The sequence below is a fragment of the Pseudomonas sp. KB_15 genome (genome assembly GCF_052114525.1).
In the GTDB taxonomy this organism is placed as follows: Bacteria; Pseudomonadota; Gammaproteobacteria; order Pseudomonadales; family Pseudomonadaceae; genus Aquipseudomonas.
Window position 1 is genome coordinate 167173 of sequence record NZ_JBFREX010000005.1, and the last position, 17448, is coordinate 184620.

Annotated in this window: 17 protein-coding genes; 7 read left to right on the forward strand and 10 right to left on the reverse strand. The window is 56.5% G+C overall.

What is annotated here, in order from left to right; genetic code table 11:
* The first annotated feature begins 45 nt into the window (after positions 1–45).
* Complete coding sequence (locus tag AB4Z35_RS09020) at positions 46–807, forward strand: transporter substrate-binding domain-containing protein (protein WP_442096783.1); 762 nt, start codon at positions 46–48, stop codon at positions 805–807.
* A 297-nt stretch (positions 808–1104) separates the two neighbouring features.
* Here AB4Z35_RS09020 and AB4Z35_RS09025 read toward each other — a convergent pair whose 3' ends face one another.
* Both AB4Z35_RS09025 and AB4Z35_RS09030 read right to left on the reverse strand, forming a co-directional pair.
* Complete coding sequence (locus AB4Z35_RS09025) at positions 1105–1326, reverse strand: hypothetical protein (RefSeq protein ID WP_442096719.1); 222 nt, start codon at positions 1324–1326, stop codon at positions 1105–1107.
* A gap of 105 nt (positions 1327–1431) precedes the next feature.
* Positions 1432–1812, reverse strand: coding sequence for a DUF6124 family protein (locus tag AB4Z35_RS09030; protein WP_442096720.1), 381 nt, complete (start codon positions 1810–1812; stop codon positions 1432–1434).
* 734 nt (positions 1813–2546) lie between these two features.
* Here AB4Z35_RS09030 and AB4Z35_RS09035 point away from each other — a divergent pair.
* Positions 2547–2756: a hypothetical protein gene (locus AB4Z35_RS09035; RefSeq protein ID WP_442096721.1), complete on the forward strand. Its 210-nt coding sequence runs from the start codon at positions 2547–2549 to the stop codon at positions 2754–2756.
* Positions 2757–3042: 286 nt separating this feature from the next.
* On the opposite strand, the gene AB4Z35_RS09040 is transcribed toward AB4Z35_RS09035, so the two are convergent.
* Entirely contained in the window at positions 3043–4494 is a 1452-nt protein-coding gene (locus tag AB4Z35_RS09040) for a DUF1254 domain-containing protein (RefSeq protein WP_442096784.1), read from the reverse strand.
* A gap of 599 nt (positions 4495–5093) precedes the next feature.
* Between AB4Z35_RS09040 and AB4Z35_RS09045 the strand changes: the two genes are divergently transcribed.
* From AB4Z35_RS09045 to AB4Z35_RS09065, 5 genes are all read left to right on the forward strand, one after another.
* Entirely contained in the window at positions 5094–5471 is a 378-nt protein-coding gene (locus AB4Z35_RS09045; RefSeq protein ID WP_150814320.1) for a hypothetical protein, read from the forward strand.
* A gap of 794 nt (positions 5472–6265) precedes the next feature.
* The gene (gene cas5c / locus AB4Z35_RS09050; RefSeq protein ID WP_150814319.1) at positions 6266–6940 is read left to right on the forward strand and encodes a type I-C CRISPR-associated protein Cas5c; all 675 of its coding nucleotides are present in this window, start codon (positions 6266–6268) and stop codon (positions 6938–6940) included.
* Positions 6937–8727, forward strand: coding sequence for a type I-C CRISPR-associated protein Cas8c/Csd1 (gene cas8c / locus AB4Z35_RS09055; protein ID WP_150814318.1), 1791 nt, complete (start codon positions 6937–6939; stop codon positions 8725–8727). Before cas5c ends, cas8c begins: the two co-directional genes overlap by 4 nt.
* Entirely contained in the window at positions 8724–9617 is an 894-nt protein-coding gene (cas7c, locus tag AB4Z35_RS09060; RefSeq protein WP_150814317.1) for a type I-C CRISPR-associated protein Cas7/Csd2, read from the forward strand. Before cas8c ends, cas7c begins: the two co-directional genes overlap by 4 nt.
* Positions 9618–10222: 605 nt before the next feature.
* A complete protein-coding gene (locus AB4Z35_RS09065) occupies positions 10223–11614 on the forward strand; it encodes a HEPN domain-containing protein (protein ID WP_442096722.1) in 1392 nt (463 codons plus the stop codon).
* An 89-nt stretch (positions 11615–11703) separates the two neighbouring features.
* On the opposite strand, the gene AB4Z35_RS09070 is transcribed toward AB4Z35_RS09065, so the two are convergent.
* The 7 genes from AB4Z35_RS09070 to AB4Z35_RS09100 form a co-directional block, all read right to left on the reverse strand.
* The gene (locus AB4Z35_RS09070; RefSeq protein WP_442096723.1) at positions 11704–12300 is read right to left on the reverse strand and encodes a hypothetical protein; all 597 of its coding nucleotides are present in this window, start codon (positions 12298–12300) and stop codon (positions 11704–11706) included.
* A gap of 806 nt (positions 12301–13106) precedes the next feature.
* Positions 13107–13901: a DNA adenine methylase gene (locus AB4Z35_RS09075; RefSeq protein ID WP_442096724.1), complete on the reverse strand. Its 795-nt coding sequence runs from the start codon at positions 13899–13901 to the stop codon at positions 13107–13109.
* A 149-nt stretch (positions 13902–14050) separates the two neighbouring features.
* A complete protein-coding gene (locus tag AB4Z35_RS09080; RefSeq protein WP_442096725.1) occupies positions 14051–14596 on the reverse strand; it encodes a lysis protein in 546 nt (181 codons plus the stop codon).
* Positions 14587–15246, reverse strand: a complete 660-nt coding sequence (locus AB4Z35_RS09085) for a glycoside hydrolase family 19 protein (RefSeq protein WP_442096726.1) — start codon at positions 15244–15246, stop codon at positions 14587–14589. The genes AB4Z35_RS09080 and AB4Z35_RS09085 overlap by 10 nt, the downstream gene beginning before the upstream one ends.
* Before the next feature lie 54 nt (positions 15247–15300).
* Positions 15301–16341 carry a phage late control D family protein gene (locus tag AB4Z35_RS09090; RefSeq protein ID WP_442096727.1) on the reverse strand — a complete coding sequence of 347 codons (1041 nt, stop codon included), beginning with the start codon at positions 16339–16341 and terminating at the stop codon, positions 15301–15303.
* A gap of 72 nt (positions 16342–16413) precedes the next feature.
* A complete protein-coding gene (locus tag AB4Z35_RS09095) occupies positions 16414–16623 on the reverse strand; it encodes a tail protein X (RefSeq protein ID WP_442096728.1) in 210 nt (69 codons plus the stop codon).
* Positions 16598–17443: a phage tail protein gene (locus AB4Z35_RS09100; protein ID WP_442096729.1), complete on the reverse strand. Its 846-nt coding sequence runs from the start codon at positions 17441–17443 to the stop codon at positions 16598–16600. Before AB4Z35_RS09100 ends, AB4Z35_RS09095 begins: the two co-directional genes overlap by 26 nt.
* Positions 17444–17448: the final 5 nt, after the last annotated feature.

Below are 17448 nucleotides of genomic sequence, written 5' to 3' on the forward strand. Positions count from 1 at the left end.
CAGCACAAAAGCCCGATAACAATGACGAAAATCAACAGAGCAATGATGCTCGGCGGCTTGCTCGCACTCTCCCTTGGCGCCCAGGCAGAACCTTCGCACCTGGACAGCGTGATGCAACAGGGACAACTGCGCGTTTGCACCACCGGCGACTACAAGCCCTACACCCTCAAAGCCGAGGACGGCGAGCATTCCGGCATCGACATCGCCATGGCCCGCGCCCTGGCCGACAGCCTTGGCGTCAAGGTCGAGTGGGTGCCCACCACCTGGAAAACCCTGATGCCCGACATGCTCGCCGGCAAGTGCGACATCGCCATGGGCGGCATCTCGGTCACCCTGGAACGGCAGAAAAAAGCCTTCTTCAGCAGCATCCTGGACGTCGACGGCAAAATCCCGCTGGTGCGTTGCGAAGACCAGGCGCTGTACCAGACCGTCGAACAGATCAACCAGCCATCGGTTCGCCTGGTCGAACCTGCCGGCGGCACCAACGAAGCGTTCGTTCACGCCCACCTGCCCAAGGCGCAATTGCAACTGCACGACAACGTGAGCATCTTTCAGGAACTGCTGGATAAAAAAGCCGACGTGATGATCACCGACGCATCGGAGGCGCTGTATCAGCAGAAGCTCAAGCCGGGCCTGTGCGCGGTCAACCCCACGCACTACCTGCAATACGGCGAAAAAGCCTACCTGCTGCCCCGCGACGACATCACCTGGAAGCTGTACGTCGATCAGTGGCTGCATTTGGCCAAGGCGACAGGCAACTACCAGAGGATTCTGCGGCAATGGCTGGCGGTACCTGACGCCAAGTAACGGATTGTTTTTTCTCACAAAAAAAGGGCACTCCCAAAGGAGCAATGCCAGTCAGTCAAGCGGTAATGCGATCTGTAGCAGCTGCCGAGCCCGCGAGGCTGCGTTCGGCTGCGAAGCAGTCGTAAAATCAGTCATTGCGGTACATCAGGCAGACCGCGTCAGCTGGACTTACGACTGCTTCGCAGCCGAACGCAGCCTCGCGGGCTCGGCAGCTGCTACAGAGGGTGTCGCGGCTGAAATTGCTTAACTGACTGGCATTACCCCAAAGGAGCGCCCTTTTTCATTGCGGACCGCGTATCAATCGTCGTGCAGCAAACCTGAACCATATTCGCCAAAACTATTGCCGAGCGCGCTGCCATGGAAATTCATCTTGTCGGGTTTGCTGCTGGTCGGCCCCGGACCAAAGCCGGCCGGCTGCACCGAGTCGGTCGAATAATCGCTATGGGTGCTCACACCCGAACAGGCGCTCAACAACAAAGCACCGGCCATCAACGAAACTTTGACGAGGTTTGCGATCATTTTTTTATTCCTGTGGGTTGAGGCGCGGGGACATGTCCTTTGGCGGTCATCCTATGCCTCACTTCAACGACACATCATGAAACTTTTCGGCAAGTCAGCGTTGGTTCAGGAACCGTGCGCAACTGGCGATATCTCACCCCCACTGCCTTGCGGATCGACATTGTCCAATGCTCGATTCACCAACAATTCCCCCACCACCGCCAGTTGCTGAATCGACAGCGCCAAACTGCGGGTTGAACCTTCGAGCTTGCAAGCCAGGTCAGTGGTCAAGACGTTCAACGATGCGAGGGTTTCGCAGGCGTGACACAGGAGCGTTTCAGTATCGACGTTGGGAAGAATGGTGAACACATGGCAGACGGGGTCGGCGTGATTCGGGTTTCGTAGTCGTTTGCTGACCACCCGCTGAGAGTCAGCGGAGAGTTGAGCAAGATCGAGAGAATCGGAAGCCGTTGCGGTTTCCGGAGGATCAGGCGTTATCTTTTTCATCGTTTTCGTTCCTAGAATTAACCAAAGGAACTGCCAGCATCACTTCCACATGATGGGGTGGCAGCTGTGCACGGGTGTGGAAGACCAGGGATCTAGGAACCCGGCGCACCTGAAGGTGCCCCGCGCACAGCCGCCATAATTTAACAGCAGACATGAAAAAAGCGCCTGCTTAAATTTAGGTGGCGCCCTGTGCGCCTAGATCTTGTGAAGGGCTTCCACACCCTTGTCGCTGACTTTGCAGCGACGGCAGAAGGTTATCTGGATGATTGCGTGGCAGGCAATATGGGCGATGGGGACGCGAGTTGCGGGAAATTTCTGACATTTTCGCGCTTCTTTCAACAAGGCACCCATCTCTTGGCTAACCACCGTCCGACTCGCCCAAGCCCCACAATCCCAATCCTGATAAACTCCTCCACCTCCCAGCCTCACCGATTCCAGATCCCCCATGTCCGTAACCAACGCCACACCCGCCCCGCTCTCCCGCCGTTTCTCCGTCGCGCCGATGATGGATTGGACATAGCTATCCCCCATAGCCCCAGCCAGCCTAGCCCACCCCGCCTTATCTCTTCACTCTTGTAGCAATTTTTAAGCAGGCTTTCACACAGGCCTGTCACGGGCACTACCGGTTCTTGGTTTGTCGTCTTGAGGGAGTCGACCTTGCTTCCGAAGGGATAGCAGCAAGTCACCCACCCAACATTCGACTGCTACGCTGAGTTCTTCACGGAGGATTCGCGATGCCACACTCTGATTTGCTCCCTTCCCTGCTGTTCAAGATCAATGAAAACCAACTCGCTCTGGAAGCTGCCATCATGGAACTGACGAACTGGGTGGAGCAGCGGGGAGCTGCCGATGTTGCCGACAACGTGCGCGGCGCTCTGGAAGCCATCGACAAAAATGAAGAGTTCATCAAGATGACGCTCGCCGTGATGATGACGCAGGAATGACGCCTATCGGCCGATTCTGTTGAAAAAGTCGGTATTTCCAGACTGCCCGCGTACTGGCTGCTGAAAACGCCTTTTATGCACGTCGCTACGCGAAATCTGAGCCCCGACTCCTCTGCTCAATGTAAAAAATTCAATCTCACGCGCGTACTTTTCTGCCGAAAAAACCATGGCCGACTTTTTCAACAGAATCGGCCAATAGCAGCCCTTGATGATTGGCTGCTGTTGGCAAAAAGGCAGCACAAGCCGACACCGACCTACGGCGAGTGTCAGCACTGGGCCGCAAGATTTACTTCGTGACCACCAGCGCCGGTGGCTGCCAGCTGCCGTCGCCAGCGGGAAGAATCGAAGGAGGTGCGGTCTTCGGCCAGTAGAGGCGCATTACCAGAAAGACCGTGTCGTTGGGCGCGGGCAACCAGTTTGCCTCCTTAGCCTTGCCGGGGGAGTCTTTCTGGATGTACAGCGTCAGTGAACCATCCGTGTTTTTCTTCATCGCCGACAGCATCGGCGAATTGATCAGGTAACGGTTGAGCGGATTCTTGATCAGCAGCTGGCTCTTGCCGTCGTACATGGTCACCGACCAGAAGGCATTGACTGGCGGCAGTTTGCCGGCCGGGAAAGTCAGCGTGTACTTGCGCTTGCTGGTATCCAGCGTCTGGCCGGTGCCGTCGGTGCGCGTGTTGGGATACATCGCCTCGACGGCGTCGTTGCCGTAGAGGCCGCCTTTCGCGGCACCGGCACGCTTCAGCCAGTCGGCCTTGTAGAATGTTTGGTCGCCGAAGTACGCGCCGACGTTCCAGCCGTTGATTATCTTCGTCCCGCTCGCGAGGAACTTGTCGACCTTCTCGTCACCGGCCTTCATCCCGAGCAGGACCACGGCCTTGTGCTCAAGCGAGAGGTCCTTAAATTCGAAGGTGCGACCGGGGCCCACCCCAATGCTCGCCAGCTTGGCCCGTATCTCCTGGTCGTCAGCCGATGGAGGCACATACTCCATCGCGGCCGACAGGTACTCGAAGAAGTTGGCCTTGATGCCTTCCGTCGTAGCCGGCACGAAATCAATCTTCGGCGCAGTGGGCGGCGCGGGTTGATGGAGGAAGGCGGACAGCGGCTGGACCTTGTAGCCCGCTTGCACCTTCTCGACATTCGGCATGTCCTTGGCATTGTAGAGCTGAGTCCGAATGGCGCTCACGGCGAAGGGAGTGGTCGAGGTGAAGACTTTTTTGATACCGGGAGGCGGCGCGCCTTTCCAATCGGGACCGACCACCATGTATTGGCCTGGCTCGTTGCCGGTGGCACGGCTGCCGATGTAACCGTAGTTGTAAGTGTTGCCGTCGATCATCTGCACCGAGTAGTAACGCCGCTTGTCCACTGCCGGCACCGAGATCACCATCGGTTCCGCACGCAGGTCCAGCCAGACAAACGAGTACGGGGTGTCGCTGTTCGGAGTGATGATGGCCGTGTCTTGGTAGGTGTAGACGCGAGGCTCGTTCTTGATCTGGTTGAACGGCGCCTTGTATTGCGGGCCGCCCTTGTCCACAGCATATTCGTGCATCACGGCGTAGTTCATGACCAGCGGTAAGCCGTAGATAAAGCCTTCCTCGGCGATCGCCTTGGTCTGCTCGAGACTCGGCGCGGGTACGCCCTTGGTCACATCCGTCTTGTCTGCCTGCGTGATGGGATCGTTCTTGCTCGCACACCCCGCAAAAAGCGTTGAACCCACTACGACGAGTGCCGCAGCCATTGACCAGCCCCGGTTAAACTTCCTGTTCATTTCCACCTCGTTAGTTTTGAGCAAGCTGGCACCGTGAGCGTTCATGGTCACGGTGAAATAATTTGAATACGTCTTGTGGCGAAGCGCCTACTCACGCGCTCAGGGAGTGTAGATCACAATAAGCCAGCATCACCTTGCGCAGCTGAGCAACTCCGATTCAATTCCGTAATACTTACGCGCTGCCGTTACGGACCATCTGGCTTCTAGACAGCCAATCGTGATCAGCAGCCAAAAAGCGGATAGTCAGAGATTCACTTTAGAGGCCCGCCAAGGACCGCTATGGGTCGGTTTCAGCCGGTCGTGACAGGCAGAAATCGGCCAAGTGCAGACGTTGGCACGTGAGAGGTCAAACGTCCGAAATGTGGCAGAAGCCTTGGGGCATGCTTGATTCAGCAGGTTAGCCAATAAAAGTCTCAGTATGATGCCCCGACTGTCAGGGCCGTTCGATTGCCTCCCAGTCGGGTTGCTTGGTTGTTATAAATTGTCTCGATCAGGACTAAAGTAGGACTTGAAGTAGTGGCAGGTTGCCTGTATCACTAAATTTCGATAGATCGCATGGAGAGCTGATTTTGAATAAATTTCGCGTCGTGACGTCAAACCCTGAGTGGTACAAGGGCGGCAAAGGAACGATCTTCACGATCCACAACGAATCATGGCCTTTACGCGGCCTGACTTATGAAGTTGAGAGCGACGCATATTCAGTTTGCGACGCGCTCAATCGTGGCGAGCAGCTTTCTGCCGAGTTGAAATTCAAGCATGACAACTTGCCCCAGACGGTCACAATCTTAACGGCGCTAGCGCCAGCTCAGGATGTCCTTTACTACCATGTCCAGGACAAGCTAAGCGGCACCGCCTCTATGTCGCTCGATAGTGACTTGCACAAAGCTCAGGCACTCAGAGAAGCAGGCTATTCAGACCCTGTCGTTTATTGGAGAGTCGCCAAGTAACGCTTCCGTGCTGCACTCACCTGCGGCACACCTACTCTTCACTCGACAGCATCACGTCGATCAGCTTCTGCTCACCCAATCGGAACAGGGCAAGCGACTGCATAACGACCGACTTGAGGCGCAAAGAAATCATATGTCGCGACGTACATAAACGTCCGAGAAGGGTCGTTTTCAGTCGGTCGCGGCAGGCTGAAAACGGCCAAAAGCGGTCGGTGGACAGATTTCGAAAAAAATCGCAAACCCCACGACGCATACCGTGGTAATACGTTGCGGTGCGCGAAAACTGGAGAGTTTTCTTTATATCCATAATTGGACTATAAGATAAAGGTGGTGTCGCGCCCTGCGCGGGCGTGCGGATTGAAACTTCCCAGGGCACTACTGTAGCCCAGATTGTTATGTCGCTCCTCACGCGGGTGGGGAGTGACGCTTCCCGTGGCATCAGGAAGACGACTATCCGATGGATGTCGCACCCGACATGTTTGTGCGGATTGAACAGCTACCAAACCTCGCTTGAAGCAGTTTCGGCTGCGTTTGATCATCGTAGTGCGGCCGAGCTGCGTATCTAGGTGACGCTTAAGCTCGCCTTCAACCAAAATCATCAATCACGCGATCAAAATCTATTCCTCGCTGAAACAGCGTTGAATTCCGCCAGGGCAACCTGCGATTGCCTATCGGCGACTATACCTTCTGGAGAGAGACGCCTAATCCAGGCTTAATCAGTAGCGAACGGTTGTTTTGGTAAGCAGAAGTCGCGCGCTCGCTGGCGCGGAATGCAAACTGAGAAGGAGGGCCAGATGGCCTACGGAGTTCGATTGCTGATCTGGGGCGAACGCGCTTGTTTTACCCGGCCAGAAATGAAGGTTGAGCGCGTCTCTTATGACGTTATCACTCCCTCTGCGGCGCGCGGTATTCTCGATGCCATACATTGGAAACCAGCAATTCGCTGGTCGGTGGATAGAATTAAGGTTCTCAAACCGATTCAATTCGAGTCACTACGGCGTAACGAGGTGGGCGGAAAACTATCCTCAGACAGTGTTGGTAAGGCCATGAAGGCCAACCGTACAGACGGTCTGATTACCTTTGTCAATGAACACCGTCAGCAACGCGCTGCCACCGTCCTGAGGGATGTGGCCTATGTCATCGAGGCACACTTCGTGCTGACCGAAAAAGCCGATGACAGCGATTCTATTGGAAAACACCTGGATATTTTCAATCGTCGCGCTCGCAAGGGGCAGTACTTCCATTCGCCCTGTTTGGGGGTACGCGAGTTTCCCGCCAATTTCCAGTTGCTTGAGCCCGGCATAGTCGAGCCGATTGCCGATGCTGCGTTGGTGGGGGCTCGTGATCTAGGCTGGATGCTGCATGACATCGATTTTGCTGATGACATAACCCCACATTTTTTCCGGGCGCAGATGCTCGATGGCCTAATCGAAGTGCCGCCCTTTATCGCGGCGAAGGTCAAGGCATGATCCTCGCTGCGCTCAATGACTATTACCTGCGCTTGGCCGGGCAAGACAAGGTACCTGTGTTTGGTTATAGCAAGGAGAACATCAGCTATGCGCTAGTACTGTCGGCCAAGGGCGATCTGGTGGATGTGCTGGATGTGCGCGACAAATCCGGCAAGAAACCGCAGCCCAAGCGCCTAACTGTTCCTCAATCAGAAAAACGAACAATCGGAATCAAGCCCAATTTTCTCTGGGACAAGTCCAGTTATGTATTGGGCGTCAGTGCTAAGGCAATCGGGCGCAGCAACCAAGAACACCAGGCTTTCAAGAGTCTACATCAGCAATGCCTAATCGATGAACTTGATCCCTCCCTTCAAGCACTTTTGGCTTTTCTTGATAGCTGGTCTCCTGATCGATTTCAAGCGCCGTTGTTCAGTGAAGAAATGCTCGATGCCAACTTTGTGTTCCGTCTCGAAGGTGAGCAAAGCTACCTGCATGAGCAACCTGCCGCGCAACTTCTCAGAGCCAAGCTGCTGACGAGCTCTAAAAGTCGTAAAGGTTTATGCCTGGTGACTGGCCAGTGGCTGCCACTGGCGCGTCTTCACCCAGCTATAAAGGGGGTCAATGGTGCCCAGAGTTCCGGTGCTTCCATCGTCTCCTTCAACCTGGAATCCTTTTGCTCCTACGATAAAAGCCAGGGCGCAAACGCACCCATCTCCGAGGCCGTGGCTTTCGCCTACACAATGGCGCTTAACCATCTGTTGCGACGGGATGAACATAACCGCCAGCGCATGCAAATTGGTGATGCCAGCGTCGTGTTCTGGGCCATAGCCGATACCTTAGAGGAGGCTAGTAATGCCGAACTGGTGTTTGCTGACCTGCTCAGTCCAGCCAGCGACGATGTCCGGGAAGCCGCCAAGTTACGTTGCATACTGGACGCTGTAGCCATGGGTTGCTCCTTACGTGATCTGGGGTTGCAACTGGATGAGAACACGCAGTTGTTTGTGCTGGGTCTGGTACCGAATGCCGCTCGCCTGTCGGTTCGCTTCTGGCAGACAGGCAGTTTGGTTTTTTTTGCGCAACGTCTGGCCGAGCATTACCAGGATCTGCATATTGAGCCGGCGCCTTGGAAAAACGAGCCAGCAATCTGGCGCTTACTCAAAGCTACGGCCCCCAGCCGAGATGGCAAAGCTAAAGCCGAAGACATTACGCCACAACTGGCCGGTGAAATGACCCGCGCCGTTTTGACTGGCAGCCGTTACCCGCGAAGCCTGCTGACCAACGTGATCATGCGTATGCGCGCCGATAAAGATGTCTCCGGTTTGCGGGTAGCGCTGTGTAAGGCAGTCCTGGTGCGCGACCTGCGCCTTGGCGTCAAGGGAGTCAACGAGGAAGTGCCTGTGAGCCTCGATAAGGAAGCCAGCAACACCGGTTATCGCTTGGGGCGGCTGTTCGCCGCACTGGAAAGCGCCCAGCTGTGTGCCTTAGGCGCTATCAATACCAGCATCCGTGATCGCTATTACGGCGTGGCGTCAGCAACCCCCACCACGATTTTTCCGATGCTGTTGCGCCATGCGCAAAACCATCTGGCCAAGCTGCGTAAAGAAAAACCGGGATTGGCCCATCACCTGGAGCGCGAGATAGGCGAAATCATCGATGGCTTCGGTACCCAATTCCCACGCGGATTGAAACTTGAGGATCAGGGGCGTTTCGCCATCGGCTACTACCAACAATCCCACGCGCACTTTAGCCCTAACAGCGAAGCCAGCACCAATAAGTCGCCCGACAAAGTGCAAGGAACAGAGCAATGAGTATCATCGCCAACCGTTACGAGTTTGTCTTCTTGTTCGATGTCATTAATGGCAATCCGAATGGCGATCCGGATGCTGGCAACCTTCCGCGCCTCGACCCTGAGACCAGCCAGGGGTTAGTCTCCGATGTTTGCCTCAAACGCAAGATCCGCAACTACGTCAGTTTGGAGAAAGAGAACGGTGCGGGTTACGCCATTTATATGCAGGAGAAATCCGTACTGAATAGTCAGCACGAATTGGCATGGAAAGCCTTGGATATCGCAGCTGATGTCAAGGATGGCTACAAAAAACTACCCAAAGACTTGGCGAAGGCCAAGGAGCTGACCGACTGGATGTGCGCCAACTTCTTCGACGTACGTACATTTGGCGCGGTGATGAGCACAGGCGTTAACTGCGGTCAGGTGCGAGGCCCGATTCAAATGGCCTTTGCCACCTCCATCGATCCGGTGGTGCCCATTGAAATCGCCATCACCCGCATGGCCGTGACCACGATGAAAGAAGCCGAGGAGCAAGGCGGCGACAACCGTACAATGGGCCGTAAACACATCATTCCCTACGGACTGTACCGCGCCCACGGTTTTGTCTCAGCCAAGTTGGCTGAGCGGACTGGTTTCTCTGAAGACGATCTCGAACTGCTCTGGCGCAGCCTGATCAACATGTTCGAACATGACCGATCCTCTACCCGTGGTGAAATGGCGGCACGCAAGCTGATCGTATTCAAACACGAACATCCAATGGGTAATGCGCCGGCCCATGTGCTGTTCGATACAGTGAAGGTCGCTCGGGTGCATGGTGAGACCGATACACCCGCCCGCAGCTTCGGTGACTACCAGGTAACTATCAACAGAGAGTCCCTGCCAAAAGGTGTCAGCGTACGTGAGCTGATCTGAAGGGGACGGTCATGGAAGATACCGATCTGATTTCACTGTTCGCTTTAGTAGCATTATCTCGACTGTTCCCGGCGGTGCGCCCTAGTACATGCCGAGCAGTTGTAGGCAGAGAATCTGCCATACGACCGAAGGGCGCTTGCTGCATGAATGTACCGACCAGCCGCCAATCGAACAACGGCATATAGAGCGCAATGCATCAACAGCGCTCCATAAACCCTGCCTACGTAAGAGGTTCGTTGGCGCATGGCGATCCGCTTGTGGGGCTAAAAATGGTGTCCACTTAAATAGGTGGACACCATCGTCCTAAGCGATGGCTTCAGGAAGGCGTGTTTGCCGGACGCTTACGACTGCTCTAGCCGCCCTTCATGACAGGCAGCAATGGGTCGAAAACGGCCCCTCAGGTCAGGACGAAATCAAGCTGAGCTCCAGCAATCCTAACGAAGGTCAATATAAACAATTCCGGCAACCTACTTTCCGCCAGAAGAAGACCTTCAAAATCTATGATTACAGGGAAGTTTAAGAAGCAGGAAGGTGCTCTACCGACGCTGGACAGTAGTTAGCGCGTAGGACAGAGTGCCAGCACTCTCCCAGCAAGGAACTGTCGTATGCTCATTCCCGAGCCGATCGTCAAAAGCGGCTTCTTCTTCACCCCATCAAACTCCGATGATAAGTACCCAGGAACTCTGACCATTTCGGAAGGAGGCAGAGCAGAGCTGGAAATCACCTCGACCAAGGTGGCCTTCATTTCCTTCAATGAGACGGAGATCGGCCGACTAATCGGAGAGGTGGAAGGGGGCTATGTAACCCTGGAGGGGTGCACATATCGGACCATGTCCTTCCCCTTTGGAGCGACACCAGAAAAGTCCCTTATCACTGCCGAAACTGTGTTCGACGGAGTGGGATTTGACGAACTCCCCCCGTTTTCGTCGTTGCGGTTCTGCATAGATGGGCTCAGCGAGTGGCTCGGAGCGTCAGCCTTTCAGATCAACCACGCAAAGAGTTTTGAAGACACGACGATCACGATGCAGCGTCCAGAAGAAGTAAGGTGCACCCTGCCTGACGGCACAGCCCTGGAAATCAACATCGAGATGAAGGTGCCTGGCAGCATCAAATTCCCGACAACTGAGCTATTCCAGCAGGCTTACATCGTGGTGAAGCCCACCGAACCGAAGCCATTAAAGTTCTTTCAGAAGCTATCGCACCAACTCACCCGGTTCTTCTCGTTCACCATCGGCAAGACTGTAGCTATCCACTCCCTGAATGCCGACTTCGAGGACGACGAGCTCTCTGATTTTCAGAAGCGCGTCAGGGTGTACTTCCGCAGCCTCAACGGTACGGACAAAGCCGAATTCTCCCGCAGGGAGATGCTATTAGGATACCGGAGGCTCGCCCCACGCCTGGAGGCCCTGCTCGGCGCCTGGCTCAATGACTACGATAACCTGATGCCGGCCCTCCATCATCACTATTCTGTTCAGGACGGCAGCCATCGCTACGCAGACACCAAATTCCTCGCCATCGCGCAGGCCGTCGAAGCGTTCCACCGCCGGACCTTTGATACTCGGAAATGGCCGAAAGTTGAGTATAAGGAGAAGGTCCGGGCCATCCTAGCAGGATGTCCGGAAGACGAACGGGTGTGGCTCAATGGAAAGCTCGCACATGGCAATGAGATCTCGCTGGCGGAGCGGTTACACCAACTCATTGACAGGTTCGGCGCCGTGTTTGGCGACGAAGATGCGATACACCAAATAGTCCGGGGAACGGTAAACACCAGAAATTACCACGCCCACTACGATCCCCTTGGGGAAGCCAAAGCGCTCAAAGGTGCAGCCCTCGTTGCGCTAACCTACCGCCTGCGAGTGCTGTTCACATTGAGTCTGCTAGTGCGTTTAGGCTACACCGAGGAAGAGGCGATCAAGGTCGCCGACTTCGACTACCTGAAGCGTATGCTCTCGACTGCTAACGCGATCCATGGAGCCGGGGACTACGAAGGCATTTAATCCTCCAGCATCGTCGCCGACTACAGGTCCTGCCGGACTGGTGACAGTGCGGTGGTGCATCACCGATGTTTTTCTCGATGGGCTTGTTTTTAGGAGGCAGCCAAAGCACTGAATGCGGCTCCGAATAAGCTACTCAGGCCAATTAGGGTACCTCCAAAAATGACTGCGGCACCAAAAGGCCTAGACATCACGTAATTAGTTGACGAGTTATCCTTCAGCTTTACGATCAGGTTTCGAGCCCTATGTTCGTTGCTTTCTATAAGTAGCATGCAGCGTCCTACAAGCGCGCAGCTCCACGACTCCGGCATCACTGGGTGATGCTTTGAAAGCAATTGAAATGACGTTCTGAACGCACTGATTTGGTCATAGATGTAGGCTACTTCACCTGCCAATTCAGCCCCCAACAAGCCAACCTTTGTGGTGTTTGCCTCGAAAATTGGGCTGGTTTGGTCTGGAAACTCCGGGAAAGGCAGCGGTTGTAGATTTTCGAGCATATCTTTCATATCGGCGAGGCCATGGTGCAAATCTGGTAGCGATGACGTTATTGAGTCCAGCTCACCAGCTAGTGATGCCGCAACTGCCTGGCCATCCCTGAATCGACGATAGTCCTCAGCCACAAAATGGGTAACGAACCCAACCAAAATTGCAGAAATGAAGGCAATCAATGCCGGCGCAGTCCCTACCATTAAAACTAATCCTTCTCTGAACCATAGATTCGTCGGTCACCAATCGAGAGATGTTAACAGACCTATTGGCACACTTGGCGTCGGCCCCGCCGCCCAAGCTTTACCTGCAAAATAACCTTTCTCCGCGTAGCTGGAGGAAAGGCTTCATATGCCTTATGAGGTTTCGCGTGATCGATAGGTGATAGCTTCAGATTTTTACCTTAGCTTTCTGCGGCAATTTTCAGCTTTCAATTCCTAACCTTGGTTTTTAACTTAGCTTTTCGCAATAGCTTTTTGCTTTCAATTCCTAACCTTGGTTTTCAACTTAACTTTTCGCGATAGCTTTTTGCTTTCAATTCCCAACCTTGGTTTTTAACTTAACTTTTCGCGATAGCTTTTTGCTTTCAATTCCTAACCTTGGTTTTTAACTTAACTTTTCACGATAGCTTTTTGCTTTCACATCCAAAGTTAGGACTTCAACTTTTCGACATGCCACAAAAAAAATTTACAGACAGCCACAAACCCACAAAACCCTTATAAACCGGGCACTACAGCCAATACAACACAGAAAAAAAGATGGAAATAAAAGCATATACGTGAAAAATCATCAGAAACCGCACCCCCAACTTATTGACGCACCCACGCACCAAGCAGTAAGGTTTTAAACAGCAACGCCGCCCCCCGACAATACAGCACCGCATTTTACGCGGCGCCGTACCTTTGCGAGAAAAAATATGACCAACACGTTGATAATGATTGCCTACATTGAGACCGTTCGCCTTATAAACCTGGTGTTGACCCTATACGCAGGCGGGCAGCTTTGGTAACTAAAACAATCCACCTAGCGATGCAGGCTCCCAATTCATGATCACTAATTCACCACTTACCTCGGCCTTCCCCTGCCGCTGGTTAGTGTTGCAATAGCGAATGTCCAGCGTCTCGAAATAAAAGCCGCCAAACACCCGGCGAATGTCTGGGTGATCGTTGATGCTGACCATCACCTTGCCTTTGCAGCGGCGCATGAAGTCAGCCATCCGCTCGTAGTTCTCAAACGGAAAGTTCACGCCGTAACCAGCGGTTTGCCAATACGGCGGGTCCATATAGTGGAAGGTGTGGGGACGGTCGTAGCGTTCGGCGCACTCGAGCCAGGGCAGGTTTTCGACGTAGGTACCGGACAGGCGCTGCCAAGCGGCCGAAAGGTTTTCCTCGATCCGCAATAGGTTGATGGCTGGGCCAGTGGTCGCGGTACCGAAGGTCTGCCCGGTGACCTTGCCGGCGAAGGCATGGTGCTGCAAGTAGAAGAATCGCGCGGCGCGCTGGATGTCAGTGAGGGTTTCGGGGCGGGTCATCTTCTGCCACTCGAATACCTGACGCGAGCTGAGCGCCCATTTGAACTGGCGCACGAACTCTTCGAGGTGGTTCTGCACGACGCGGTACAACGTCACCAGGTCGCCATTGATGTCGTTGAGGACTTCAACGGGCGCAGCCTGGGGCCGCATGAAGTACAGCGCGGCACCGCCGGCAAAGACTTCGACGTAGCATTCGTGTGGCGGGAAAAGAGGAATGAGGCGGTCGGCCAGGCGGCGTTTGCCGCCCATCCAAGGAATGATGGGAGTAGACATAGGGAGCAAGACCTTTACTGTATATATAAACAGGTGCTAGGCTCGCCGCGCTTTGTGCACGGAGCAAGAGCCTTGGCTGGACTTGCAGGGACCATCTGCAGGGACGGCGGCCGGGTTGGATGTTGACGCATCCAGACCGGTCGCTCTTTTCACTTCGGTGTTGAGACTTCTTTGGCATAGGCCTGGCAGGCCGCCAATGCGATCAATCCTTGGTCGCCGGCATCGGTGATGCTGATAATTCGTTGAGCATGCGCTGGGTCAAGTTGGCTTCTTGCGGGGCCATGAACCACGCCGCGGGCGCTGGCGGTGGCTGACAGTCCGTCACCGCCGGCGCGGTCGGAGCCGGCGGCAAGAAGGACTGACAGCCGGACAGTAGCAGTGGCAAGGCCATCAGACAGGCGTTGCTGAGTTTCCTTTGCATCCTTGAGCTCCTTGTAGTGGGTTTCATCGTTGACTTGCAGGCGGCGCTCCAGAGCGCCGCGCTTGGCCTGCTCGATAGCCAGCGCGACCAGGGCATCCTCGGCGCGCTTGCGGGCAGCCTGATCGACCTGGCCGGCCTGCTCGGCCAAGGCCTTGCCATAACGCCAGTCCTGCACCTTCCAGGCGCCGCCAGCGGCTGCGCCGGCGATCGCCAGCAGCACCAGGGCCACCGCCCAAGGGCGCAGCGCCGACGGAATCAGGTCGATCATCTGCATAACACCGCCTTGGCCGTGGCCCACAGCTCGCGGCGCTCGGCCCGGCCATTGCCGCCGCCGTTGATCACGCTGCTGATGCCGTCGAACAACCCGAGGTCGGCCTTTTCGCTCAAGTTCCGATCCCACCAGAACCAGGCCGCCGACAGCGCCGCGTATTCCGCCTGCTCCAGCAGCTCGGGTTGCTCGACCAGGGGCACGCCCAGGGCCTTGCCGCACAGCCGGTAGTTGTCGCGAAAGGTGATGCCGATCAAGCCGCGCGCGCGGTACTTGTAGCCGTCGCCGGACGCTTCAGGCCCGTTACCGTAACGCCCGCCATACACCCGGTTGGCCAGCTTTTCCGGATTGCGCAAATAACCCTGGGCAAACTCAACCTCGGCCGGATCAACGCGGCCGTTATGGTTGAGGTCAAAGCCATACTTGAACAACTGCGCGACCCGCTCGGCGTCCTTGTAGTACAGGCTTTCCGACAGCTTGGTCAGTTGCGCCGACTCATGGCCGATCTGTGCCAGAAACGCCGCCTGGCGCGCCCGGGTGTTGATATCGAAACGGGCCATGGCGCGATTCAGCGCCGGCAGGAACGCACCGACCACCGGCCGGCAGTTGGGCAGGATGGCCAGCAGGTGTTGTTGGGTCAGCGGGGGGTAAGCCATTGCATAAACTCCAGGCATAAAAAAACCGCCCGTAGGCGGTCAGAGGGATAGGGATTACAGCGGGGAAACGACTCTCAGCGGCGCGGCGGGCTTCTTGCCTTTGGCCTTGGCCTTGCCCTGTTTGCCGCCGTTGCATTCAACGGTGGTCGACCAGCCGGACTGGGTGAATACCTGCTCCAGGGAATCGACCAGGTACTCACCATCGAGCCCGACCTTGAAACCCGAGGCGTTAATCACCCGCTCGGCGAACAGGTCGGTACGCCCGGGCATTTCCAGGCGCACGGCGGCGGTCGAGCGGTTGAACGCGGCCAGGCGCGCCTTGACCGCCTGCTCGGCGGCGGTCTTGTTCGGGTGAATATGCCGATCGGTATGCACCGGTGGCAGGCCGTCCGGCGCGTCGGCGTTGCTCAGACTGACCACCGTCAGCTTGCCGGTGGCCTTGTCCTGGAACTGCGCATTCACCGCCTTGTGGGTCGAGCGATCGCCGAGACGGAATGAAAAGCGGCTGACGTCGGCCCGGGTGATGGTCACGACCCCCAAAGCCTTGCCGCTGGCCGTGACGCCACCCTGACGCGGCATGACCAGCAACTTGCCGTCCGCCACTTTGGCGGTGCAATCGTGCTGCCTGGCCAGCCGGGTGATGAAATTAAAATCCGATTCGCCGAGCTGGTCAGCCCGGGGCACGATCGTGCCCACGGTACAGGCCGGCTCCCAGCCGTTGCGCCGGGCGACGGTGGCCACGATCGCCGCCAGGCTGACGCCTTCCCAGCTGCCGCTACGCGTGGTCTTGCCACTGCCGCGCATGTCGCTGGCCTTGCCCCGGATCACCAGGGTATCCGGTGGGCCGGACAACTCGACCTCGTCGACCGTGTAACGCCCCAGGCGCACCAGGCTGGTCTCGGCATAACCTAAATAGATTTCGATGCTGGCCCCGCGATCGGGCAGCGACACGGCGCTGTCACGGTCATCGATGCGCAACTCGAATTCGTCCGACTCCATGCCGGGCTTGTCCAGGGTGCGCAGCAACAGCAGGCGGTCGTTGATCAGGCGGGTAATGTCGCTGCCGTTGGCAACGATCCGAAACAAGGGGGTCATGGCGGCTCCAAGAAAAAGCCCCGCACTAAGGCGGGGCTCGGGGGGATTTCAACAGGCCGTTACGCGTAACGCTTAAGACCACAACTGGATCACCTGGTCATCGCTGGCCCGGGCCAGCTCGGGCAGCACGATCAGCAGCCCGCCGCGATACGGCTGGACCTCGACCGACAACCCGGGGTTGACCGCCAGGACCGCCTCGACGCTGCCGTCCAGGTGGCCGTAATAGTTGTGACAGAGGGTGAACAACACGTCTCCGTCAGAGGTTCTGCAAGTCCTCGCCATAGCGGACAAACTCCAGGGTAAAGGCTTGTTTGCGCGGGATACCGCCCTGCAACAGGGCGCTTTGTTCTTCCTCGATGTTGGTCAGGCACCAATCGCCCAGGACCAGCCCATAACCGGTGGTCAACCCCAGCGGCAGCAACTGGTTGCCGATGCTGCGCAGGGTGTCCAGCTGCTTGAGCCCGCCCTTGTGCCCGGGAAAGATCGCACCCTTGAGGGTCATTTTCTCATCGCCGATGCCGACCGCCTGTTGCGCCTGGCGCCGCGTCAGCCGCTCCTGGCTGGCCCAGCGGAACGCGCTTTGCCGGCGCAGTTCGTCAAAGGCGGCCGTGTCCAGGTTGAAGTAATACGGCTGCGCGGTGGTCTTGTGCGGCTGAAGAATCAGCAGGTGCGGAAAGGCCTTGATCGCCTCCACCGCCGGCGTTTCGTTAGGGGCAAACGCGCTGGTGGGCAGGATGTCGGCCAACGCCGGATTGAGCTTGCCGGCGATCTGGTTGATCGCGCTTTTGGCCCGGGCCGCCTGCTCGCCCAACACGCCTAAGCGCTCATCGATCTGCGACGCGGCGCGCGTGGCCTGGTTGTAGACCGATACCACCCGGCCGACAGTGGCCTGGGCGGTGCCGATGCCGCGCATCACCCGCTGTAGTTTCTCGCCGACGATCGGCCCCACGATCGGCAGGCTTTCCAGCTCCGAGGCGGCGCCGGTGATTTCGCTGATCGCGCCGTTGACCGGGCCCAGCATGCCGTCCAGGCTGCGCCGCCCCGCCTCACCGGCCGACGCCAGATAAGCAAGGGTGCTTTGCATCTGTTCCATGTAGGCCATGGCAC

Excerpts from the sequence above, each read along its gene's own strand:
- AB4Z35_RS09020 (WP_442096783.1), top strand. The coding sequence starts at position 46 with ATGCTCGGCGGCTTGCTCGCACTCTCCCTTGGCGCCCAGGCAGAACCT.
- AB4Z35_RS09025 (WP_442096719.1), bottom strand. The coding sequence starts at position 1,326 with ATGATCGCAAACCTCGTCAAAGTTTCGTTGATGGCCGGTGCTTTGTTG.
- AB4Z35_RS09030 (WP_442096720.1), bottom strand. The coding sequence starts at position 1,812 with ATGAAAAAGATAACGCCTGATCCTCCGGAAACCGCAACGGCTTCCGAT.
- AB4Z35_RS09035 (WP_442096721.1), top strand. The coding sequence starts at position 2,547 with ATGCCACACTCTGATTTGCTCCCTTCCCTGCTGTTCAAGATCAATGAA.
- AB4Z35_RS09040 (WP_442096784.1), bottom strand. The coding sequence starts at position 4,494 with ATGGCTGCGGCACTCGTCGTAGTGGGTTCAACGCTTTTTGCGGGGTGT.
- cas5c (WP_150814319.1), top strand. The coding sequence starts at position 6,266 with ATGGCCTACGGAGTTCGATTGCTGATCTGGGGCGAACGCGCTTGTTTT.
- cas8c (WP_150814318.1), top strand. The coding sequence starts at position 6,937 with ATGATCCTCGCTGCGCTCAATGACTATTACCTGCGCTTGGCCGGGCAA.
- cas7c (WP_150814317.1), top strand. The coding sequence starts at position 8,724 with ATGAGTATCATCGCCAACCGTTACGAGTTTGTCTTCTTGTTCGATGTC.
- AB4Z35_RS09065 (WP_442096722.1), top strand. The coding sequence starts at position 10,223 with ATGCTCATTCCCGAGCCGATCGTCAAAAGCGGCTTCTTCTTCACCCCA.
- AB4Z35_RS09070 (WP_442096723.1), bottom strand. The coding sequence starts at position 12,300 with ATGGTAGGGACTGCGCCGGCATTGATTGCCTTCATTTCTGCAATTTTG.
- AB4Z35_RS09075 (WP_442096724.1), bottom strand. The coding sequence starts at position 13,901 with ATGTCTACTCCCATCATTCCTTGGATGGGCGGCAAACGCCGCCTGGCC.
- AB4Z35_RS09080 (WP_442096725.1), bottom strand. The coding sequence starts at position 14,596 with ATGCAGATGATCGACCTGATTCCGTCGGCGCTGCGCCCTTGGGCGGTG.
- AB4Z35_RS09085 (WP_442096726.1), bottom strand. The coding sequence starts at position 15,246 with ATGGCTTACCCCCCGCTGACCCAACAACACCTGCTGGCCATCCTGCCC.
- AB4Z35_RS09090 (WP_442096727.1), bottom strand. The coding sequence starts at position 16,341 with ATGACCCCCTTGTTTCGGATCGTTGCCAACGGCAGCGACATTACCCGC.
- AB4Z35_RS09095 (WP_442096728.1), bottom strand. The coding sequence starts at position 16,623 with ATGGCGAGGACTTGCAGAACCTCTGACGGAGACGTGTTGTTCACCCTC.
- AB4Z35_RS09100 (WP_442096729.1), bottom strand. The coding sequence starts at position 17,443 with ATGGCCTACATGGAACAGATGCAAAGCACCCTTGCTTATCTGGCGTCG.